16 protein-coding genes and 3 pseudogenes are annotated in these 18,669 nt (G+C 68.6%); 14 read left to right on the forward strand and 5 right to left on the reverse strand.

The window, feature by feature from the left end; all coding sequences use genetic code 11:
• Positions 1–11 precede the first annotated feature (11 nt).
• The gene (locus tag OHO83_RS45685) at positions 12–218 is read left to right on the forward strand and encodes a hypothetical protein (protein WP_266681622.1); all 207 of its coding nucleotides are present in this window, start codon (positions 12–14) and stop codon (positions 216–218) included.
• Between the two features lie 717 nt (positions 219–935).
• On the opposite strand, the gene OHO83_RS45690 is transcribed toward OHO83_RS45685, so the two are convergent.
• Positions 936–2,024: an alcohol dehydrogenase catalytic domain-containing protein gene (locus tag OHO83_RS45690; RefSeq protein ID WP_266681624.1), complete on the reverse strand. Its 1,089-nt coding sequence runs from the start codon at positions 2,022–2,024 to the stop codon at positions 936–938.
• Between the two features lie 102 nt (positions 2,025–2,126).
• On the opposite strand from OHO83_RS45690, the gene OHO83_RS45695 reads away from it, so the two are divergent.
• The 4 genes and pseudogenes from OHO83_RS45695 to OHO83_RS45710 form a co-directional block, all read left to right on the forward strand.
• Positions 2,127–3,020, forward strand: coding sequence for a LysR family transcriptional regulator (locus tag OHO83_RS45695; RefSeq protein WP_266681626.1), 894 nt, complete (start codon positions 2,127–2,129; stop codon positions 3,018–3,020).
• Between the two features lie 1,211 nt (positions 3,021–4,231).
• Complete coding sequence (locus OHO83_RS45700; protein WP_266681628.1) at positions 4,232–5,245, forward strand: helix-turn-helix transcriptional regulator; 1,014 nt, start codon at positions 4,232–4,234, stop codon at positions 5,243–5,245.
• Between the two features lie 211 nt (positions 5,246–5,456).
• Positions 5,457–9,317: a S8 family peptidase gene (locus tag OHO83_RS45705; RefSeq protein ID WP_266681630.1), complete on the forward strand. Its 3,861-nt coding sequence runs from the start codon at positions 5,457–5,459 to the stop codon at positions 9,315–9,317.
• Positions 9,318–9,704: 387 nt separating this feature from the next.
• Positions 9,705–9,815: pseudogene (locus tag OHO83_RS45710) on the forward strand (site-specific integrase); the annotation flags it as partial.
• A 76-nt stretch (positions 9,816–9,891) separates the two neighbouring features.
• On the opposite strand, the gene OHO83_RS45715 reads toward OHO83_RS45710, so the two are convergent.
• Entirely contained in the window at positions 9,892–10,107 is a 216-nt protein-coding gene (locus tag OHO83_RS45715; RefSeq protein WP_266681632.1) for a hypothetical protein, read from the reverse strand.
• Positions 10,108–10,153: 46 nt separating this feature from the next.
• Complete coding sequence (locus tag OHO83_RS45720; RefSeq protein ID WP_266681634.1) at positions 10,154–10,765, reverse strand: TetR/AcrR family transcriptional regulator; 612 nt, start codon at positions 10,763–10,765, stop codon at positions 10,154–10,156.
• A 144-nt stretch (positions 10,766–10,909) separates the two neighbouring features.
• Between OHO83_RS45720 and OHO83_RS45725 the strand changes: the two genes are divergently transcribed.
• The 3 genes and pseudogenes from OHO83_RS45725 to OHO83_RS45735 all read left to right on the forward strand — a co-directional run.
• Complete coding sequence (locus tag OHO83_RS45725) at positions 10,910–11,644, forward strand: SDR family NAD(P)-dependent oxidoreductase (RefSeq protein WP_266681636.1); 735 nt, start codon at positions 10,910–10,912, stop codon at positions 11,642–11,644.
• A 32-nt stretch (positions 11,645–11,676) separates the two neighbouring features.
• The gene (locus OHO83_RS45730; RefSeq protein ID WP_266681638.1) at positions 11,677–12,300 is read left to right on the forward strand and encodes an NADPH-dependent F420 reductase; all 624 of its coding nucleotides are present in this window, start codon (positions 11,677–11,679) and stop codon (positions 12,298–12,300) included.
• A gap of 88 nt (positions 12,301–12,388) precedes the next feature.
• Positions 12,389–13,330, forward strand: a pseudogene (locus OHO83_RS45735) (IS630 family transposase); the annotation flags it as partial.
• Positions 13,331–13,339: 9 nt separating this feature from the next.
• Here the strand turns inward: OHO83_RS45735 and OHO83_RS45740 are convergent.
• The gene (locus OHO83_RS45740; protein ID WP_266681642.1) at positions 13,340–13,795 is read right to left on the reverse strand and encodes an Lrp/AsnC family transcriptional regulator; all 456 of its coding nucleotides are present in this window, start codon (positions 13,793–13,795) and stop codon (positions 13,340–13,342) included.
• 122 nt (positions 13,796–13,917) lie between these two features.
• Here OHO83_RS45740 and OHO83_RS45745 point away from each other — a divergent pair, with 122 nt between their 5' ends.
• From OHO83_RS45745 to OHO83_RS45755, 3 genes are all read left to right on the forward strand, one after another.
• Complete coding sequence (locus tag OHO83_RS45745; RefSeq protein WP_266681644.1) at positions 13,918–14,463, forward strand: RBBP9/YdeN family alpha/beta hydrolase; 546 nt, start codon at positions 13,918–13,920, stop codon at positions 14,461–14,463.
• Positions 14,464–14,751: 288 nt separating this feature from the next.
• Positions 14,752–15,624, forward strand: coding sequence for a carboxylating nicotinate-nucleotide diphosphorylase (nadC, locus tag OHO83_RS45750; protein ID WP_266681646.1), 873 nt, complete (start codon positions 14,752–14,754; stop codon positions 15,622–15,624).
• A 219-nt stretch (positions 15,625–15,843) separates the two neighbouring features.
• A complete protein-coding gene (locus tag OHO83_RS45755) occupies positions 15,844–16,137 on the forward strand; it encodes a DUF1330 domain-containing protein (RefSeq protein ID WP_266681647.1) in 294 nt (97 codons plus the stop codon).
• Positions 16,138–16,329: 192 nt separating this feature from the next.
• On the opposite strand, the gene OHO83_RS45760 is transcribed toward OHO83_RS45755, so the two are convergent.
• The gene (locus tag OHO83_RS45760; protein WP_266681648.1) at positions 16,330–16,719 is read right to left on the reverse strand and encodes a transposase family protein; all 390 of its coding nucleotides are present in this window, start codon (positions 16,717–16,719) and stop codon (positions 16,330–16,332) included.
• A 35-nt stretch (positions 16,720–16,754) separates the two neighbouring features.
• Here OHO83_RS45760 and OHO83_RS45765 point away from each other — a divergent pair, with 35 nt between their 5' ends.
• The 3 genes and pseudogenes from OHO83_RS45765 to OHO83_RS45775 all read left to right on the forward strand — a co-directional run.
• Positions 16,755–17,624 carry a PhzF family phenazine biosynthesis protein gene (locus OHO83_RS45765; protein ID WP_266681649.1) on the forward strand — a complete coding sequence of 290 codons (870 nt, stop codon included), beginning with the start codon at positions 16,755–16,757 and terminating at the stop codon, positions 17,622–17,624.
• 270 nt (positions 17,625–17,894) lie between these two features.
• A complete protein-coding gene (locus OHO83_RS45770) occupies positions 17,895–18,095 on the forward strand; it encodes a hypothetical protein (protein WP_266681650.1) in 201 nt (66 codons plus the stop codon).
• Positions 18,096–18,107: 12 nt separating this feature from the next.
• Positions 18,108–18,368 (forward strand): annotated as a pseudogene (locus OHO83_RS45775) (transposase); the annotation flags it as partial.
• Positions 18,369–18,669 lie beyond the last annotated feature (301 nt).

An 18,669-nucleotide genomic window follows, 5' to 3' on the forward strand; every position in this document is an offset into this window, starting at 1 on the left:
AGGGAGCGCAGATGGCTGACGACCTCGTGGCGATCAACATCCAGAAGATCGAGGACTCCATGGCGACGGCAGGGGAGATGCCGACGGGCATGGAAGCGGCAATCAACGAGCACCTCAACAGGGCCAGAGCCGCCCAAGCGTCGGGAAACGACGCGGAGGCCATCGCCATCACGAGCAAGGTCCTGGAGCAGTTGGAAGAGGCCGAGAAGCGCGCCTAACCGCAGGTGAGGTGATGAGGTACGGATTCGGGGTGCCGCATCACATCACTTGGGCCTTTGGGGCCTTCTGGAACTCGGCTGGGGCGCGGCCGTGGTCGTCGAGACAGACCGTGCCCGAGTCCTTTCGTTCGTCCTTCCAGCGCAGGGTGGGGCCGAAGCATTGGCGTCGAGTGTCGGCGATGTTCAGGGCGGGGAACGTGGCGGGTGAAAGCGGGACCGGGGGTGGCGATGGCTGCGACAGCGCTGGAGACGCTGGCTACCGGAACGTTGAGGCTCATGTGGGACGGGATGGCGGGACCGGCTTGTGGGGGTGGGAAGGATCGTGCGTCGTAGACGTGTTCAGCCGCGGGACCATCGGGGCCGGTGGACACGAGGGCCTCGCCCGTCGGCGCCGCCGTGGTGGTTCCTCCGGTCGTGGCCCTCGTGCTGATCGTCGCCTTCTGGCAATAACCGGCCCGTCCGCGGCCTATTGGGTGCCCTCGTCGGCCTTCAGAGCCAGGGTGAGCGTCTTCCCGGCGGTCAGGATCGTCTGTGCGTCATCCGGGCACGGGGACCCCTTGGCTTCGTTCATTTCACATAGCAGCGATTGTTCGTCCGTTCGGGCAGCAGTTGGTGATCTTGAGGCTCATGGTTGTTCACGAGAAATAGCAGCAGTATGGCGGCCTGCGCTCCTGAGGGCGGGGCGTGGCGCTGACATCTGGGGATCGGTCGGTCTTGTCAGCGAGCCGGTGGGGTGAGGGCGGTGCGGTCGAACGGGCCACCATGTGAGGCGGCGTACGTGACGGCGTCGTTGACGGCGTTGAGGCCGAACGACCGGACCCGTTCGGGGGCGAGGTCCAAGGTGCCCGAGGCGAGGAGCCGGATGATGCCGACGTTCGCTGTGCGCGGGTACATCCACTGGCCGCGTACGGTGATCGAGTTGCGCATGATCCATGGGTAGGGGAGTGCGAGGTCGTCGCCACCGAGCATGCCGACGCCGCCCATGAGAACGACGCGGCCGTATTCGCGCACGGTCATGGCTGCTATGCGCGCTGAGGAGCTGGGTGCGCTCGGCGGTAGCAGGTCGATCACCATGTCGATCGGGCCGTCGGCCGCCGCGGACATCGCCGCGCGGTCGTCGACCTCGTCCCCGGTGAGCGGGACCGGGCGCACGAGTGGACCGAATCGGTCGGCGAGGAGGTCGAGGGCGGCCCGGTTGCGGCCTGGGGCGACCACGCGGCCGGCCCCCATGGCGACCGCGACCGCGACCGCACTGCTGCCGAGGTTGCCGGTGGCCCCGTTGACGAGCAGCGTCTCACCGGCTGCGAGCCCGCCGGCGAGCAGGCCGCCGTAAGGGATGACGTGCACGCCGAGCGCGGCCCAGCGGGCCGGGTCGTCCCCCGCCGCTGCGGGGAGCGGGAAGACGTTCTCCGTCGGGATACGCATGAGCTCGGCGAACGATCCGTCGTGCAGGTACCGGGCGAGGCGCGCGCCGCCCTCGCCGCGGGAGCTCCAGCCCTGGAGCGTGATGTCGGGCGTCAGGGCGTCGTCCCGCGAGCGCACGGTCGAGTCGCACCACACCAGGTCGCCGGGGCGCAGCCGGGTGGCGTCCGGGCCCACGTGGACGACCCGTCCCACGCCGCCGATTCCGGGCACGACGGGAGGGGCCAGGGGGTAGTTCCGCTCACCGCTGAAGACCTCGGCCGCGTAGGGCGCCACGCTGGCGGCGAGGACCTCGACCATCACCTCGCCGCCGCCGGCCTCGGGGTCGGGAACCTCCCGCACTGTGAGCGGGGCACCGAACTGCGTCAGAACTGCTGCTCGCACGTGATGACCTCCGTGTTCGTCCGTGTTCGTCGTGATCGACACTAGGAACCCGGCGGGCATGCGGGAAGCGACGATCAAGCATCTGTGGTATGCGTACGCCGCATGGACATCTCCAGCACAGGCCTACGGGTCCTGCGACAGATCGCAGAGTCCGGCAGCTTCACCGCAGCAGCCACCCGGCTCGGCTACACCCAGTCGGCGGTCTCACGCCAGGCCGCCTCGCTCGAACGAAGCGCGGGCACCGCGCTGTTCGAACGCCGCCCCGACGGAGTGCGGCTCACCCCCGCTGGTTTGACTCTGTTGCGCCACGCTCGCACGATCCTGGACTGTCTGACGACGGCCGAGCGCGACCTCACCGGCACCGTCTCGCGTACCGAACTGGTGCGGCTCGGGCTGTTCCTGAGCGCGGGCGCGGCCATCCTGCCTCTCTCACTCACCCGCCTCGCGGCGACCGACCCGCAGATCGCGGTCACGACTACCGAGGGCACCACGCCCTCCCTGATCCGGGCACTGCGCGCGGGCTCGGTCGACCTCGCCGTGCTGACGTCCCGCCCGCCCCACCGGCCTTTGGACGGCGAATCGCCGCGCCTGCACGTCGAGACCGTTGCGGACACCGAACTGGTCGTGGCGGTGCCTTCGACCGGAGAGTTCGCGGGCCGCACCGCGGTGCACGTCGACGAACTGGTCGACGCCCCGTGGATCGCCACCCCCGCGTCGAACGCCGAGCCACTGCTCGGCGTCTGGCCTGGCCTGCCCGGACGGCCGGACATCGTCCACTGCGCGCGCGACTGGCTGACGAAGCTTCAGTTGGTCGCCGGTGGCTTCGGGGTGACAACGGTGCCCTCGCGGCTCTCGCCGGTGCTGCCGCCCGGGGTGAGCCTGCTGCACGTTGAAGGGGCACCTCCCGAGATCCGCCGGGTTCTCGTGGCGCGCCTCCCCGGCCGCCCCACCCCGGCGATCACGGCCGTCACCCGAGCAATTGCCTCGACCACCTGATACGCGCCGCCGAGACCGTCGGATTCGGTGCCGTGGTCCGCCGAGGGCGTACACCATCACGTGTACCTCGGCGTTGGCCACTGCCCTTTCAGCAGGAGCACCCCTCTGCTGCCCGCGTAAGTACCCCAGTGACGTCAAAACTCGGATTCTGGCTCACTTTCCGTGGAACATGCACGCTGAGTCACGGTTGTCGGGTGAGTGGGCTCTGGGGAAGTTGCCCGGAATTGGCCCGTACCGGGTTTGGTGTGGCTGACAGTTCGGCCCGTGGAAGAAGTGGTGCTCCGGCTGGAGGAGTTGCTGTTCCCGTCGATTGCCGACGTAGCGGTGCTGTCCGTCGCCGTGAACGACGAGGCGGTACGCATAGAGGCTCGAAGTACGGTGGCTGGGGCCATCTGTCCCGGATGCGGGAGCTGGTCACGGCGGATTCGCAGTTCCTACCTGCGACTTCCCGCTGATGGTAGTCGAACGCGGCGTCGTAGCCGAGCTCGTTCACCAGGTAGTCGGCCTTCGCCGGGCTGCCGGCGCTGCCGATCACCCGTGCCGCGCCGAGGCACTTGGTGATCTGCCCGGCCAGCGAGCCGACCCCGCCGCGGCGCCGGAGACGAAGACCACGTCGCCTTCGCCGACGGCCGCCACATCGGCCATCCCGTAGTAGGCGGTCGGTCCCTGGCCGAGGTGGTAGCCGGGGTCGGCGAAGAGGGCACGGTCGAGCTTGAGGTACGAGCCGGCCGGGCCGGGGCGAGTACTGGCTCCAGCCGGTCATCGACTGGACCAGGTAGCCGACCTCGAGGTCGGGGCTGTCGGATCGGATGGCGGTGCCGATGGCGGCCACCCCTACCTGCTGCCCCGGCTGCCAGGCCGGCACCGGGATGGTGCAGTCGGCCCGTATCAGCTCCAGGTATGTCGTGGCGAGCCCGACCTGGTGGCTGATCAGCTGGAGCCAAACCTCTTGCCAAGCAGAAACTTTAGTGTAAATCATTTCAGCGGTTAGATAGATGCTGGCCGAGGTTCCAGGTCGGTCCCAGAGCTCGACGCGCTCCGCGCGGCAACGACCGAGAGTGTGCAAACCGGTTGGGCGCGGCCGGGTCCGGGCCCTGAACCGCCGCTCGCGCCTGCAGTGACGCCGACTGACCGCCCCCGGACTGATCGAGGTCCGGGGGCGGTCCGCGTGCGCGGGGTGGGAACGGGGAGCTCGTGAGGAGAGGACATTCATGCTTGAGGCGCTGGGTCTGAGCACGGCCGAGTCGCGGGTGTACCAACTGCTGGTGGGGTTTGGGCGCTGCCCGGTGGGCCGGCTGGAGCAGCGGGCCGGCCTTACCGGGGCCCAGCTCGAACAGGCGGTCGCGGCACTGGCCGTGAAGGGGCTGGTCACCCTCACCGACGACCTGCCCGCGCAGCTGATTCCCGCCCCGCCGGACATCGCCGGGGAGACGCTGTTGCTGGCGCGCATGAACGAACTGCAGTCGGCCAAAGGCGTTCTGCAGCGACTCACCAAGGAGTACCGCGAGGCGCTCCGGCCGGCAGCCCTGGAGGAGATCGCCGAAATCGTGCCCGCCGAGGCGTTGGCACAGCGGTACGAGCAGCTCCAGCTCCGCGCCCGACGGGAAGTACTGCGCTTCGACGCCCCGCCCTATCTGCTGATCGAGGAGTTCAACGTCGCGGAGCTGGAGCAACTGGCAGCGGGGGTGCGCTTCCGGACGGTGTACGACCGGGCCGCGATCGAGGGGTACGCGGTGCAGCTGGAGATCCGCCGGTACATGGACGCAGGTGAACAGGCCCGCGTGCTGGCCAGACTCCCGGTCAAGTTGATCATCGTAGACCGGTCCACGGCCATGCTCGCGGTGCGGACGGACGACGGGCGGCCACCGGGCGCCGTCGTGCAGATCCACCAAGGCCCCCTGCTCGACGCTCTCGTCGCACTGTTCGAGCTGGTGTGGGTCACCGCGCTCCCTCTGGATCCGTCGACCGGCGAGACGCACCGCGGCGAACTCTCCGGCTCGGACACCCATCTGCTGCTCCTGCTCCTGTCCGGTCTCACCGACGACGCGATCGCCCGCCTCATGGGGATCGGCAAGCGGACCGTCAACCGCCGGGTACGCGGCCTGATGGATCTGACGGGCGCTTCGAGCCGGATGCAACTCGGGTGGCACGCCTGCGAACGCGGCTGGGTCACGGCCGGGGACCTGGACGGGCTGCAGCCGCCGGGCATCGGCCAGGACACATAGGGCCGCATCGGCGGCCCGGCGCCGCCCACATCGTGGACCCACGTGGCGGGTGCGCGCCATGTGGCGCGTATCCGCCACACCACCTCTGGAAGACGCACCGGCCGGAGAGCTAGGTTCCGAGCGGCGCGCGGAGTCGGCCGGACGTTCGGTCGGTCCCCCTCGGTATCAATTGCCCCGCAGCGCCCACCAGTTGAGCGTGAAAGGACAACCGATGCACAAGGCCCGCCTCAGACGGGGGCGCACCGCCCTCGTCAGCGGGATCGCGGTGACAGTCGCCCTGTCACTGACGAGCCAGCTCGGAACCGCGACAGCCGCCACACCCCCGGCGCCTCTCGACCTGAGCAGCCGCCCGACGCTGCACAAGCAGGCGGCGACGGCGGCGGCGGTGACTCTGATCACCGGCGACACGGTCTCGCTGACCACCGAGCCCGACGGCAGGCAGGCGGTCTCCGTCATCTCCGGGGCGGGGACGTCCAAGACGTTCGAAACCGTCAGCGGACAAAACGGCGACCTGTACGTCTACCCGGACGACACCACGGCCGCGGTCGCCTCGGGCACGGTGGACCGTGAACTGTTCAACGTCAGCCGGATGGTCCGGGACGGGTACGGCGACGCGAAGACCGACGAGGTCCCCGCCATCGTCGACTTCCAGGGGAAACCGACCGCCGCTGCCCTGACGCAGAAGACCCAGGACCTTCCGGGCAGCGACAACGAGCGGGTCATGCCCCGGCTGGGGCTGTCCGCGGTGCATGTCGACAAGCACCGCGCGAAGGGCTTCTGGCAGGCCGTCAAGCCCGTCCAGGCACGCAGCAGAGGCGCCCAGGCCGCCACGGTCCCCGGCACTGCCGGGGTCTCCAAGCTGTGGTACGACGGCAAGGTAAAGGCCGCACTGGACAAGAGCGTGCCGCAGATCGGCGCTCCGCAGGCATGGGCCAAGGGGTACGACGGCAAGGGCGTGAAGGTCGCCGTGCTGGACACCGGTGCCGACCTGAACAACGCCGACATCAAGTCCGAGATCGTCCAGAGCCAGAGCTTCGTCAACGGCCAGACGGTCCAGGACGGTCACGGTCACGGCACCCACGTCGCATCCACCATCGCGGGCAGTGGCGCCAACTCCGACGGCAAGTACAAGGGCGTCGCCCCCGGCGCCGACCTGCTCATCGGCAAGGTGCTTGCCAACAGTGGGCAGGGCCTGGACTCCGGCATCCTGGCCGGCATGGACTGGGCGGTCGAGCAGGGCGCCGACGTCGTCAGCATGAGCCTCGGCGGCACCGACACCCCCGGCGAGGACGTCCTGACCAACGCGGTCAACTCGCTCAGCGCCTCCTCGGGCACCCTCTTCGTCATCGCGGCCGGTAACAGCGGCCCCGGTGAGAGCACCCTCGGCACCCCCGGCGCCGCCGACGCGGCCCTCACCGTCGGCGCCGTCGACAAGTCCGACGTGCTCGCCGACTTCTCCAGCCGCGGCCCGCGCCTCGGCGACATGGCGATCAAGCCGGAGATCACCGCCCCGGGTGTGGGCATCGTCGCCGCCCGCGCGGCCGGCACCACCATGGGCACTCCGGTGGACGCCAACTACACCTCGGCCAACGGCACCTCGATGGCCACCCCGCACGTGGCCGGCTCCGCTGCGATCCTCAAGCAGCGCCACCCCGACTGGACCGGTCAGCGCATCAAGGACGCACTGACCGCGCACGCCAAGTCCGCCGCCGACCAGACCGTCTACCAGCAGGGTTACGGCCGGGTCGACATCCCCGCCGCCCTCGACCCGTCGCTGGAGCTGTCCGGCACCGCCGACTTCCGCGTCATACCGTGGCAGAAGGGCACCTACCCCACCCGCAGCCGCACCCTGACGCTGCACAACGACGCCGCGACCGACACCGTGGTGACCGTGACGGCCGACGCCGAGGACGCGAGCGGCACCGCGGTCCCGGCCGGCACACTGTCGCTGTCGGGAGCGGGCCTGTCCGACGGCCGGGTCACCGTACCGGCCGGCGGCACCGCCGAGGTCACCGTCACGCTCGACAACAACGGCCTGAAGACCGGCCAGTACGGCGGCTCGGTCACCGCCACCTCCGACAGCGGCGAGTCGGTGCACGCCGCGCTCGGCTTCGTCACCTCCGTCGAGCAGCACGACGTCACGCTCAAGGTCACGGACCGCTTCGGGAAGACCCCCAGTGCGTTCAGGTTCACCCTGCACGGGCTGGACAACACCGTCTGGCAGAGCCAGACCATGTACGCCAACGGCACCGCCACCCTGTCGGTGCCGCTCGGCCACTACTCCATCGAGGGCTCGCTCTACTCGGCAGACCCGGCCGGGGGTGCGGTCTCCTACGCGGCCGACCTGTTCACCGTGCCCAACATCGAGGTGAGCGACCGGGACCAGACCTTCACCGTCGACGGCACCACCGCCACCGACCTCAGCGTGAAGATCAAGGGCGAGAAGCGGCCACTGGAGAACGGCCAAGTCACTACGTTCATCGTCCGCGACCCCGGCACCGCAAGCGGCTACTCGAACTTCGCCGGCATCAGCAACCTGCTCAACCTCGCCGACACCAGGCAAGGCGCCATCCCCAGTGCCGGCGCCACCACCGGCACGCTGCGCCTGGAGACCTCCCTGGCCCGGCGCGAACCGCTGGTCCAGCTGGAGGTGACGGCCCCCGGGCACGTGACCATCCCGCTGAAGTCCGCGGTGAATGCGAAGCGCTTCGAGGGCACCAAGCACACCGAGCTGGTCGACCTCGGCGCCGGCACCGAGCAGGACTTCGCCGCTGCCGACGTCAAGGGCAAGACCGTTCTGGTCTCCGTGGCCGACGTCAGCAAGGCCGACGACCAGGCCACCAGGGCCGCGGCTGCCGGAGCCGTCGCAATGATCGTGGCCCCTGCCGACCCCGGGCCGAGCGGAAGCGGCGTTTCCGCCGGACAGACCATCCCGGTCGCCCACGCCACGTACGACAACGCCGCAACCCTCAAGGGCTTGCTGGCCAAGCACAAGGTCCGGATCGCCCTGAAGGGCGTCCTGGAGTCGGGCTACACCTACAACCCGCACTTCACCGACGACCGGATCCCCGCCGACCTGGCCAAGACCGTCGACGTCAAGGAATTCGCCAAGGTCACCAATACGTTCCACTCCGACGGCGCCCGGCGCCTGGGCGCCGAGAACATGAACATCTGGGGCCCGCTGCAGGTGACCGCCGGCTCCGTCGGCCAGCCCCTCTACCAGGGCACCACCCGCGACGACTACTTCCTCGCGGGCACCGGGGTGACGTACCAGCCGAGCGTGTCGGCCAACTTCAACTCCTCGACGTGGCGGATGAACGGTCAGCGCGCCACCTACCTCACCCCGGGCAAGGCCTACACCCGGAGCTGGTTCGATGCGCCGATGCGCCTGTCCCAGTACGAGTTCGGGCCGTGTGCGTTCTGCCGCGCCGACGTCTGGCAGAAACTTCCGGGCAGCAACGGTGCCGACAACGATCCCACCCACACCCTGTCGGGCCTGACCGGCACCTGGAGTTACTACCTCAACGGGAAGCCGATCACCGGCTTCGGCCAGCTGGCGCAGGAGAAGGCGGACTACCGGTACGTCCTCGACCAGAAGCTGAACACCGACGTCCCGGGCGTCACCCTGGGCCGCCAGATGCACACGGAGTGGAATTTCAGCCAGGCGGCACCGACCACCATGGCCATCAAGGACTGCGACACGGCGTTCATTCCCACGCCCAAGGTCTGTGAGTCCATGCCCGTGATCCTGCTCGACTACGACCTGCCGCTGAACGTGCTCAACCAGGCACGGGCCGGACTGCCGTACACCTTCACCGTGAACGCGGGTCGCCCCAAGGGCTGGACCGGCTCCGCCGCGATGGCCGGCGCCAAGGTCTCCGTCTCGTACGACGACGGCGCCACCTGGAAGGAGGCGAAGGTGCTCCGGAAGGACAGCAACTCCTTCCAGGCCCTGCTGCGGCACCCGAAGCTCGCGGACACCAACGGATTCGTGACCCTCAAGACCGAGGCCTGGGACGCGGGCGGCAGCCGCACGACCCAGACCATCACCCGGGCATACGCCCTCAAGTGAGGCGCTGAGCGCCTCGTACGACAGAGCGGCCCCCGCCGGGTGGTGACATCCGGCGGTGGGCCGTTTTCCGGCATCACGGCGAGACTTTCGCGCACCGGACGGCGTCTTGGACACGCAACCCGGCCGGCTGGTCGTCGAGGAGATACGGGGGCCAGAAGTCCGGCTCCGCCATTCGGGCGGCTAGATCGTCGTCAAGGGGCATGTGGCCACGCTATTGCTAGGGTCCGACATGACCTTCGCGCTGGGATCCCCACTGCAGCTCATCGCGCTCTCCGGCGGGGAACGATCACTGGCCAGACGGGGAATGATCTTTGAAGAGTCGAATCGCTGCTGATCAGCCCCTCTCGTGAACGCCCCCCAGGGTCGGTGCGGCTCGCCGACCGGCGGGCGAAGTCGAGGCACACGGAGCCGGAGAACGTCCGCCGCTACTTCAAGCCCTCCCCTGAGGCGGTCTCGGAGCTGACTGGCCTCCTGGCGTCCGGCGACGGACGGCGCTGAGTGATCTGTCCGGGCCGAACGGGCGAGGTGGACTCGGTGGCTGCGTCGTGCCTCGGCATGCACTGGGTGAAGGCGTTCAGCGCCCCATCAGCCGTTCGCGGCGCTGCTCACGGATGAAACGAAGTGCCCACTCAAGCCCGTCGCGCCAACCGGCCCCGCCTGCGGGCTCGGCACCCTCAGCCTCTGTCCTGATCACGGAGACAAGGGCTTCAAGATCCCGCTCCAGGACGCGCCAACGCGCGCGCAGCGCAAGCTCATGCCCATCGTCCGGCAGGGAGTAACTCGGCTTCACCGTTCTTCCTTTGCCCACGCGCCCAGACCGGCCGCGAGGTGCCGCGTCAACTCGACACTTCCGTCCGTCGCCGGTCATCGCTGACTGTGTCGGGGATGGCGTTGTCGATGAGGACGGCGGCGATGGCGGCGGCGGTGGGGAAGGCGTCGGCGTTGAGGACCCGGGTGCGGGCCGCGGCGCCGTCGATGAGCAACGCGAGCTGCTCGCCGAGCCGTTCAGGGTCGGCGGCGCCGGCTTCGCGGGCGGTGTCGGCGAGCCGCTCGGCGACGGCCTTCTTGTAGTCGCGCGCGTACTGGGATGCGGGGTGCTGGGGGTCGTGGAGTTCGACGGCGGCGCCGATGTAGGGGCACAGGGGTGTGGTGGGGGGGATGTCGAAGGCGGCGAGGAGCCGTTCGCGGGGCGTGAGGTCGGTGCGGTCGAACACGCCGGACAGAACGGAGGGGTCGAACCGGCGCAGGTACTCGGCGACGAGTTCGTCCTTGCCGCCGAAGTGCTGGTAGGCCGTGCGCTTGGACACCTCGGCCACCGCGCAGAGCTGGTCCATGCCCGTGCCGTTGATGCCCTGCTCGCGGAACAGCTGCTGGGACGCGCTGAGGATGCGCTCGCGAGCGCCCCGGCCGCGGCGGCGGCCCGTGGGGCCCTTCTCCAAGTCCGTCATGGGTCCAAGGTACCGCAGCTAGGTAACGACCGGTGTACATAGTTTGCGCCCCGGCCACCCGCCCCGTACCGTAAGCACACAGGGCGGTGTACTTAATGTCGTCGCCCCAGGTACACACGGCACCACCGACCCAAGGGAATGACCATGGGAAAGCTCGACGGCAAGGTCGCGGTCATCACCGGCGGCACCACCGGCATGGCGCTGGCAGGCGCGAAGCTGTTCGTCGACGAGGGAGCGCACGTCTTCATCACCGGCCGCCGCCAGGACGCCCTGGACCAGGCCGTGAAGCAGATCGGCCGCAACGTCACCGGCGTCCAGGGCGACGCCGCCGACCTGGACGACCTGGACCGCCTGTTCGACACCGTCAAGCGGGAGAAGGGAAGCCTCGACGTGCTGTGGGCCAGCGCAGGCGGGGGCGAGCCCGCCCCGCTCGGCGAGATCACCGAGGCCCACTTCGACGCCGCGTTCTACCTCAACGCCCGCGGCACTCTGTTCACCGTCCAAAAGGCCCTCCCGCTCTTCAACGACGGCGGCTCCATCCTCATGACCGGCTCCAACGCCTCCCTCGGCGCCTTCCCCGGCTGGAGCGTCTACGCCGGCAGCAAGGCCGTCCAGCAGGCATGGGCCCGCGTCTGGCTCAACGAGCTCAAGGACCGCCGCATCCGCGTCAACGTCCTGACCCCCGGCCAGGTCGCCACCGCCAAGCAGGAAGAACTCTTCGACGAGGCCACCAAGCGCCAGTTCGAGTCCCTCATCCCCCGCGGCCAGATGGGCCGCCCCGACGAAATCGCCACCGCCGCCCTCTTCCTCGCATCCGACGACTCCAGCTACGTCAACGGCATGGAACTCGTCGCCGACGGCGGCACCACCGCCATCTAAACCGAACAACCACAACCAGGACAGGACACCCCATGAGCAACATCAGCATCATCGGCACCGGGAACATGGCCCGCACCATCGGAACGCGGGCGATAGCGGGCGGCAACACCGTCGAGGTCATGGGCCGCGATCAGTCCAAGGCCGCTGACCTGGCCAAGGCTCTCGGCGGCGGCGCCACGACGGGAGAATGGGGCACCGCCCCGGCCGGGGACATCGTCATCGTGGCCCTGCTGTACGACGGCGTCGTGCCGGCCATCGCCCAGTACGGAGACGCTCTCGCGGGCAAGGTCATCGTCGACATCAGCAACCCCTTCAACTCCACGTTCGACGGGCTAGCACACCGCGAGGAGACCTCGATCGCGCAGGAAGTCGCCAAGGCGGCCCCGGCCAGCACCAGCGTGGTGAAGGCGTTCAACACCATCTTCCGTCACGTCCTGGAGAAGGGCCGGCCCGACGTCTTCATCGCCGGCGACAATGCGCAGGCCAAGGCAAGAGTGGAAGCGTTCATCGAAAGCCTCGGGCTGCGCCCGCTGGACGTCGGCGGCCTGAAAATGGCGCACTGGCTGGAAGGAGCGGGCGTGGTCACGGTGGGCCTCGCCAACCACGGCGTGGGGAACTTGGACTTCGCCCTCAGCATCACCGAACTTCCCGCCTGAGCTAGTGCCGCATCAGGCAACGTTCGCCCGGGTGTGATGTGTTGCCGAGTTGCTGCGGCGGAGAGCCCGGCGCGGCCAGTGTGAACGCATGGTTGAGCGTGTGCGGGTCCGGGAGATTGATGACGACGAGGGCAGGCGGTTGCTGCGGATCGTCCGCAGGGGGACGGGGTCGGTGGTGACCTGGCGGCGGGCTCAGATGGTGCTGTTATCCGCGCAGGGCATGCCCGTGGCGAAGATCGCCGAGGTGTCGTTCACCAGTAACGACCGGGTCCGTGACGTGATCCACAACTTCAACGCCGACGGCTTCGAGTCGCTCTACCCGAAGTACAAGGGCGGACGGCCGAAGACGTTCACGCTCCCCGAACGCCGGGAGATCAAGAAGATCGCCAAGTCGAAGCCAACCGAGCACGACCTGCCGTTCTCCACCTGGAGCCTGGCCAAGCTGGCTGACTTCATGGTCGCCGAGGGGGTGGTCGACGACATCAGCCACGAGGGCCTTCGGGTCCTGCTCCGCGAGGAGGGCGTGTCGTTTCAACGTCTGAAGACCTTCAAGACCTCCCGCGACCCGGACTACGCGGCCAAGAAGGCACGGGTCGAGCACCTCTACGCGATCGCCGACGGCGAGGTCATACCCGAGGAGGGCGAGCCCGAAATCGTCTTCTGCCTGGACGAGTTCGGCCCGCTCAACCGGATGCCCCACCCCGGCCGGCACTGGGCCGAACGCGGTGGCAGGCACAAAGACGCTGACCGGGAGCCCCGCCGACGGCGCCGGGCCACCTACAACCGTTTCCGCGGGGTGCGGCATCTGTTTGCCGCTCTGGACCTGACCCAGGACAAGCTCTACGGACACATCAAGCCCGTCAAGAAGCGCACACAGTTCCTGGAGTTCTGCCGCTACCTGCGCACCCTCTACCCGCCCGAGATCCACATCGCGATCGTCTGCGACAACTTCTCCCCGCACCTGACGACCAACAGGTGCCAGCGGGTCGACACCTGGGCGAGTGCGAACAACGTCGAGATCGCCTACACCTGTTGCGGGTCAGGACGTTGTTGACGGTGCCGTTGGCAACGACTTGGGCGGGTAGCTGCGCAGGACGAGTGAGGTGGTGACTGGTCCGTAACGGGCGAGGGAGTCCACGACCTGTTCAAGGCGTTCGGCGTGAGAACAGTGCACGTCGAGCAGCAGGCAGTCCTCGCCAGTCACGCGGAGGGTCGAGACGACCTCGGGAGTCTGGGCGGCAAGGGTGAGTGCTTGGGACAGCTGCGCGTGGGTGGTGCGTAGCCGGACGACGGCGTGGATGTTCAATCCGACCGCGGGTGGGGCGACGACGGCACGATAGCCGGTGATGACCCCGTTCTTCTCCAGGCGTTGAATGCGGGCGCTGGCTGCCGGTTGGGACAGCCCGACTCGGCGTCCGACCTCGGCTCCGGTGAGCCGGCCGTCGGTCTGGAGCAGTTCCAAAATGGCACGGTCGATCTCGTCGAGTGATTCCATCGTTGTCACCCCCACTTTCTTTGAGACCATTTGCTGAGCGCGATCGTTGCCGCTGATCCGTCGAGAATCGCCCCAGTGTGCCCCGACGATGTGGGGGGCCACGATTGGAAGGGCGGTAGGCGATGGTCGCGTACGTCATCATCCCTGGGATCGACGGTTCGGATGAGCGGCACTGGCAGAGCTTGTGGGAGAAGCGATGGGGGTCCTCAGTGGTCCGGATCGCACCGGCCTCGTGGAGCAGGCCGGATCTGCAGGACTGGGTTGCCGCAATCCAGGCGGCCTACGAGATCGCTTCCCGGCGTGACAGCCAGGTGGCGTTGGTGGCTCACAGCCTTGGCTGCTGGGCAGCTGCACACTGGCTGGAGCAGGCGCGACCCGACACGGTGGTGGCATTCCTGGTCGCGCCTCCCAATCCCCAGGGACCGGCGTTCCCACGTGAGGCAGCATCGACGTTCTTGGGCCTGTCCGCTCGCCCGTTGCCGTGCCCGAGCCTGATGGTGGCCAGCGACGACGACCCCTACTGCGACCCGACGACGTCCGCCTCCTTCGCGCGCGAGTGGCAGGCGCAAGGCCACCTCATCGGAAGCCACGGCCACATCAACTCCGACAGCAATCTCGGTGACTGGCAGACGGGGCTGCAACTCCTTCGCAGGCTCGTCGACTGCTGAGATGACTGATCCGACACGGTGGCCCTCCGCGTCGACGCCTGCCTGCCCTCACCCTGCTCAGAAAGCCCGTGCATGGCGCATCGCAATGCTCCGCTGTCTCCTGAAGGGCGGCGACGTCTGATCGACCGCTGCCGGAACCGGCCGTCAACGCCGAGCCCTTGCCATAGATGCCGCCGGAACCGGCGCTGTCGGTACCGAGGACGCCTGTGCGCCTTCGGCACCGGCAACCGCCTGATCCGCGATCAGCGGCAGGCCCCATCCGATCGAACCGGAAGCTAAGGACCCCGCATGCAGTTCCCTCACATGGCAGCCCGCAACGTCGTGACACTCGCGCTATCCGAAGATGCGGCCGCTGATGACGTCACCACTCGATGGAGCGTCGCGCCGCGACAATGGGCGACGGCAGTCATCATCACCCGCCAACCGGGCCTGGCTGCCGGGATGCCCCTGGCTGCCGAGGTTTATGCCCGTATCGGCGGCGAAACACGGATCGACGAATCGGTGCCCGACGGCACTCGACTTGAGGCCGACGATGTCCTGGCGATGATATCCGGCCCGGCACACCAGATCATCACCGGCGAACGGACGGTGCTGAACCTCCTCCAGCGGCTTTGCGGCATCGCCACACTCACCGATCGGTATGTGGCCGCCGTGCGCGATCTGCCTGTCCGCGTCCTGGATACCCGCAAGACCGCCCCTGGACTTCGGTTGCTGGACAAGTACGCGGTCGCCGCGGGCGGAGGGCACAATCATCGGCTGGACCTCGGTGCCATGGTGCTCCTCAAGGAGAACCACATTGCGGCCGCTGGCGGCGTCACCGCCGCCATCGACAGCGTCCGTAAGAACATGGCGTCGGAGGGCAAGACCATGGCCATCGAGGTGGAGGTGGCCACGCTCGCCCAAGCCCGTGAAGCGCTGCAGGCCGAGCTGTCATGGATCATGCTCGACAACATGACCGTGCCGCAGCTGGCCGAAGCCGTCCGCCTTCGACGCGAACTGGCCCCCGACTCCGGCATCAAGCTGGAGGCCTCGGGCACGATCACCTTGGACGACTTGCGCGCCGTCGCGGAAACCGGTGTCGACGCGGTCTCCGTCGGCGCGCTGACCCACAGCGCGCCGGCCATGGATCTGAGCATGCTTCTGAGCATCTCCCCATCTTGAGAGGCCGAGTCGGCAGCCTCGGGCGAATCGCAGACTCCCAGCGTCGCAATTGCGACGCGACTGCACGATCCGGCATTCGGGAGGAGCCTGCGACGGTCGACCGCAGGGTCGGAGCCGACCAGCTCGTGCTCCGGATCATCCCGGCGACCCGCCGCCGGGTGCGATCGAACTGAATTGCGAATGCGAAGTCAGATGCGCTCTTCGAATACTGGAGGTTCCGTGCCCAAGGGCTACTGGGTCAGCGTCTACCGCACCATTTCAGACCCTGAGAAGCTGGCTGCCTACAACAAACTGGCCGGTCCGGCCGTCCGGGCCGGGGGCGGGCGGCTCCTCATCCGAGGCGGCCGGGTCGTCGCACACGACGCCGGAATCGCCGAGCGCACCGTCCTGATCGAGTTCGACAGCTTTGAACAGGCCCTCGCGGCACGCGAGAGCGAGGCCTACCAGGAGGCGCTGGTCGCCCTCTCCGACGGCGTCGAGCGCGACTTCCGCATCGTCGAAGGCATCGACTGACAGTCGGCGCCCCGCCCGGCGTCCAGTTCCGACAGGCACCGCGACGGAGAAGAAGCACCACACCGCCGGGCAGGCAGGCGGCCAGAGCGAAGATCCACCATCTTGAAAACCTCTGATCAACGGTGCTGGTGTGGCAGGGCTCGCGGGTTCTCGTGCTGGAGGTGGGCGGCTGCCTCGGGTCTTGATCGTCTGTCAGCGGTTGACTTCGAGGTCGGTCAGGACGAGCAGGGCTCGTAGGAGGCTGGTGGCGCGGGCGGGGTCGGTGCGGAGCTTGGTGGGGACGCGCCAGGTCTTGAGATGGGCGAAGCCGTGCTCGACGGCTGCCCGTGCCACTGAGATCACCTTGGTGGCGGTCTTCTGGCCGGTGGTGAGTTTGCGGGCGCGGGTGGCCTTGTAGCCGGTGATCACGACCTGGTCGTCGCCGACGGGGTCCAGACGCGGGGCCTTGGCCGCGAGCAGCGCGATCACCTCGTCGGTCCAGCGGCGGATCGTGGTGGCCGAGACGTTGTTGCCGCCGGCCAGGTCGGCTGCGCAAGCGCCCGCGCGGTAGGCAGGGCCGAACAAGATCAATCTCGGCGGCACTTTCTGTACCTCAACTACTCACAAAAGGTGGGCCGATGTCCTGGCCGAATGTCACGGTGGTTGATGCGTGCGTGCGGCGCGACGGCCGGGGCGGTAGCCCCACGGCCGTCACCGACGACGACCCGGCGGCGACGGACGCGGACCGGCGTGCGGTCGCTGCTGCGGCCGGCACCTCGCACGCGGCGTTCCTCGGCCCGGGGCGGACGCCGGACGGTGGCTGGCCGGTCCGGTTCTTCACCGCCACCGCCGAACTGTCCGGCTGCGGCCACGGCACCGTTGCCGCGCAGGCCGTCCGGTTGACCCGCACCGCGCGGGGCGAGCTGAACGACCGCCAACACACCGGCGGGCGCACGTTCGACACCGTCGCGATCCGCCGCCCCGCCGGCATCGAGGTGTGGTTCGACCAGGGCCTCGTCGCGCTGCGTCACCCGGCACCGGACGAGCGCGCCGCGATCGTCGCCGCGCTCGGGCTTACCGCGGACGATCCGCATCCGACCGACGCGCCACGGATCGCCGCGCCCGGCGCACCACGCATGCTGGTACCGGTCCACGACCGGTCGGCGCTGCTCCGAGTCTGTCCACACCTCGGCAGGCTGACAGCGGCGTGCCAGCGGTACGGGCTCCTCGGCTGTTTCGTGTACGTACCGCCGGTGGGCGACCGACCGGGTGCGGCGCGGATGTTCGCGCCGGCGATCGGTGTCGACGAGGACGTCGCCAACGCCAACAGCACCGGCTGCCTGGCCGCCCACCTGCTCGACACGACAGGGGCGCAGACGGTCGCGATCGAGGTGGAGCAGGGTGACACCCTCGGTCGACCGGCCAGCGTGCTCGCTTCGGCCCGACGCGGGCCGAAGGGCATCACGACCCGGGTCGGCGGGTTAGCGGTGGTCCGCGACGGACACTGAGGCGACGACTAGACCGTCCTCTTCTGCGACCGCGCATGGGGCTGGGGCTGTCCGCTGCGGTCAAGCGTTGGCACCCGGTGGCGGCCGTCAGCGGGACGCGGTGTCGAGGGCGCGGCTGAGTGTCCATCGGGAGACGCGCAGCTTGGCGGCGACGGCGGTTCGGGTTTGCCCGACAGATCATGATCCTTGCGCTATTGCTGGATCACGAGGTATGCGGCAGCGGGCGGGTACACGCCCGAGGCCAGGCGCGGGGCTCGCCCGCAGGTCAGGGTGCACGTACGGAAGCGCGGGCGGGTCAACGCGCTCGGTGCGGCCTGCTACCGCCCCGGCGACCATCGGCCGCGCTTCGTATACCGGTTGCACACCTGGCACGGCCGCAAGAAGGAGGCCAAGAGCTTCACTCTGAACGAGTACTGCGCCTTCCTGACCGCACTGCACCATCAGCTGCACGCCCCCGTCGTGCTGGTCTGAGACAACCTCAACGCCCACAAGACACCGGAGTTCACCACGTGGGTTGAGCGGCAGAAGTGTCTGCGGGTGTTCTACCTGCCCAGGTACGCACCCGAGTTGAACGCCGTCGAGTGGGTCTGGTCCTGGCTCAAGCGAGGCATCGTCAACTTCCTGCTCACCAGTATCGACGACCTCGAAGCGCTCGTCCGCAGTCGACTCAAGCAGATCCAGTACCGGCCCGACGCGATCACCGGCTTATTCGCCGACACCGGACTGATCATGAAGCCACCATGATCCATCATGGCGACGCTACACGTTCATCCTGAGTATCCCGCAGCGCAGGCGAGAAAGTGCAAGTCGTTCAGGTCGTGCTTGACCCACTTGTCCCCCGGAGACATCACCGGGCAGCTCTCGTATGCCCTCAGGGCCTGGGAGGCAGGGGCGAGGTCTCGTGCGCTTCGCAGTCCCGCCGGATCCCGGGACGATCTATGTGGGCAGGTGGGGAAGCGAGGGGCAGCTCGCAACACCACCGTCTTGATTGCCTGCGCCTTGCGCCACTGACCCTCGTAGTCGATCACGTCTCCTGCCTGCACGA

This window comes from Streptomyces sp. NBC_00569, from assembly GCF_036345255.1.
Taxonomy (GTDB): Bacteria; Actinomycetota; Actinomycetes; order Streptomycetales; family Streptomycetaceae; genus Streptomyces.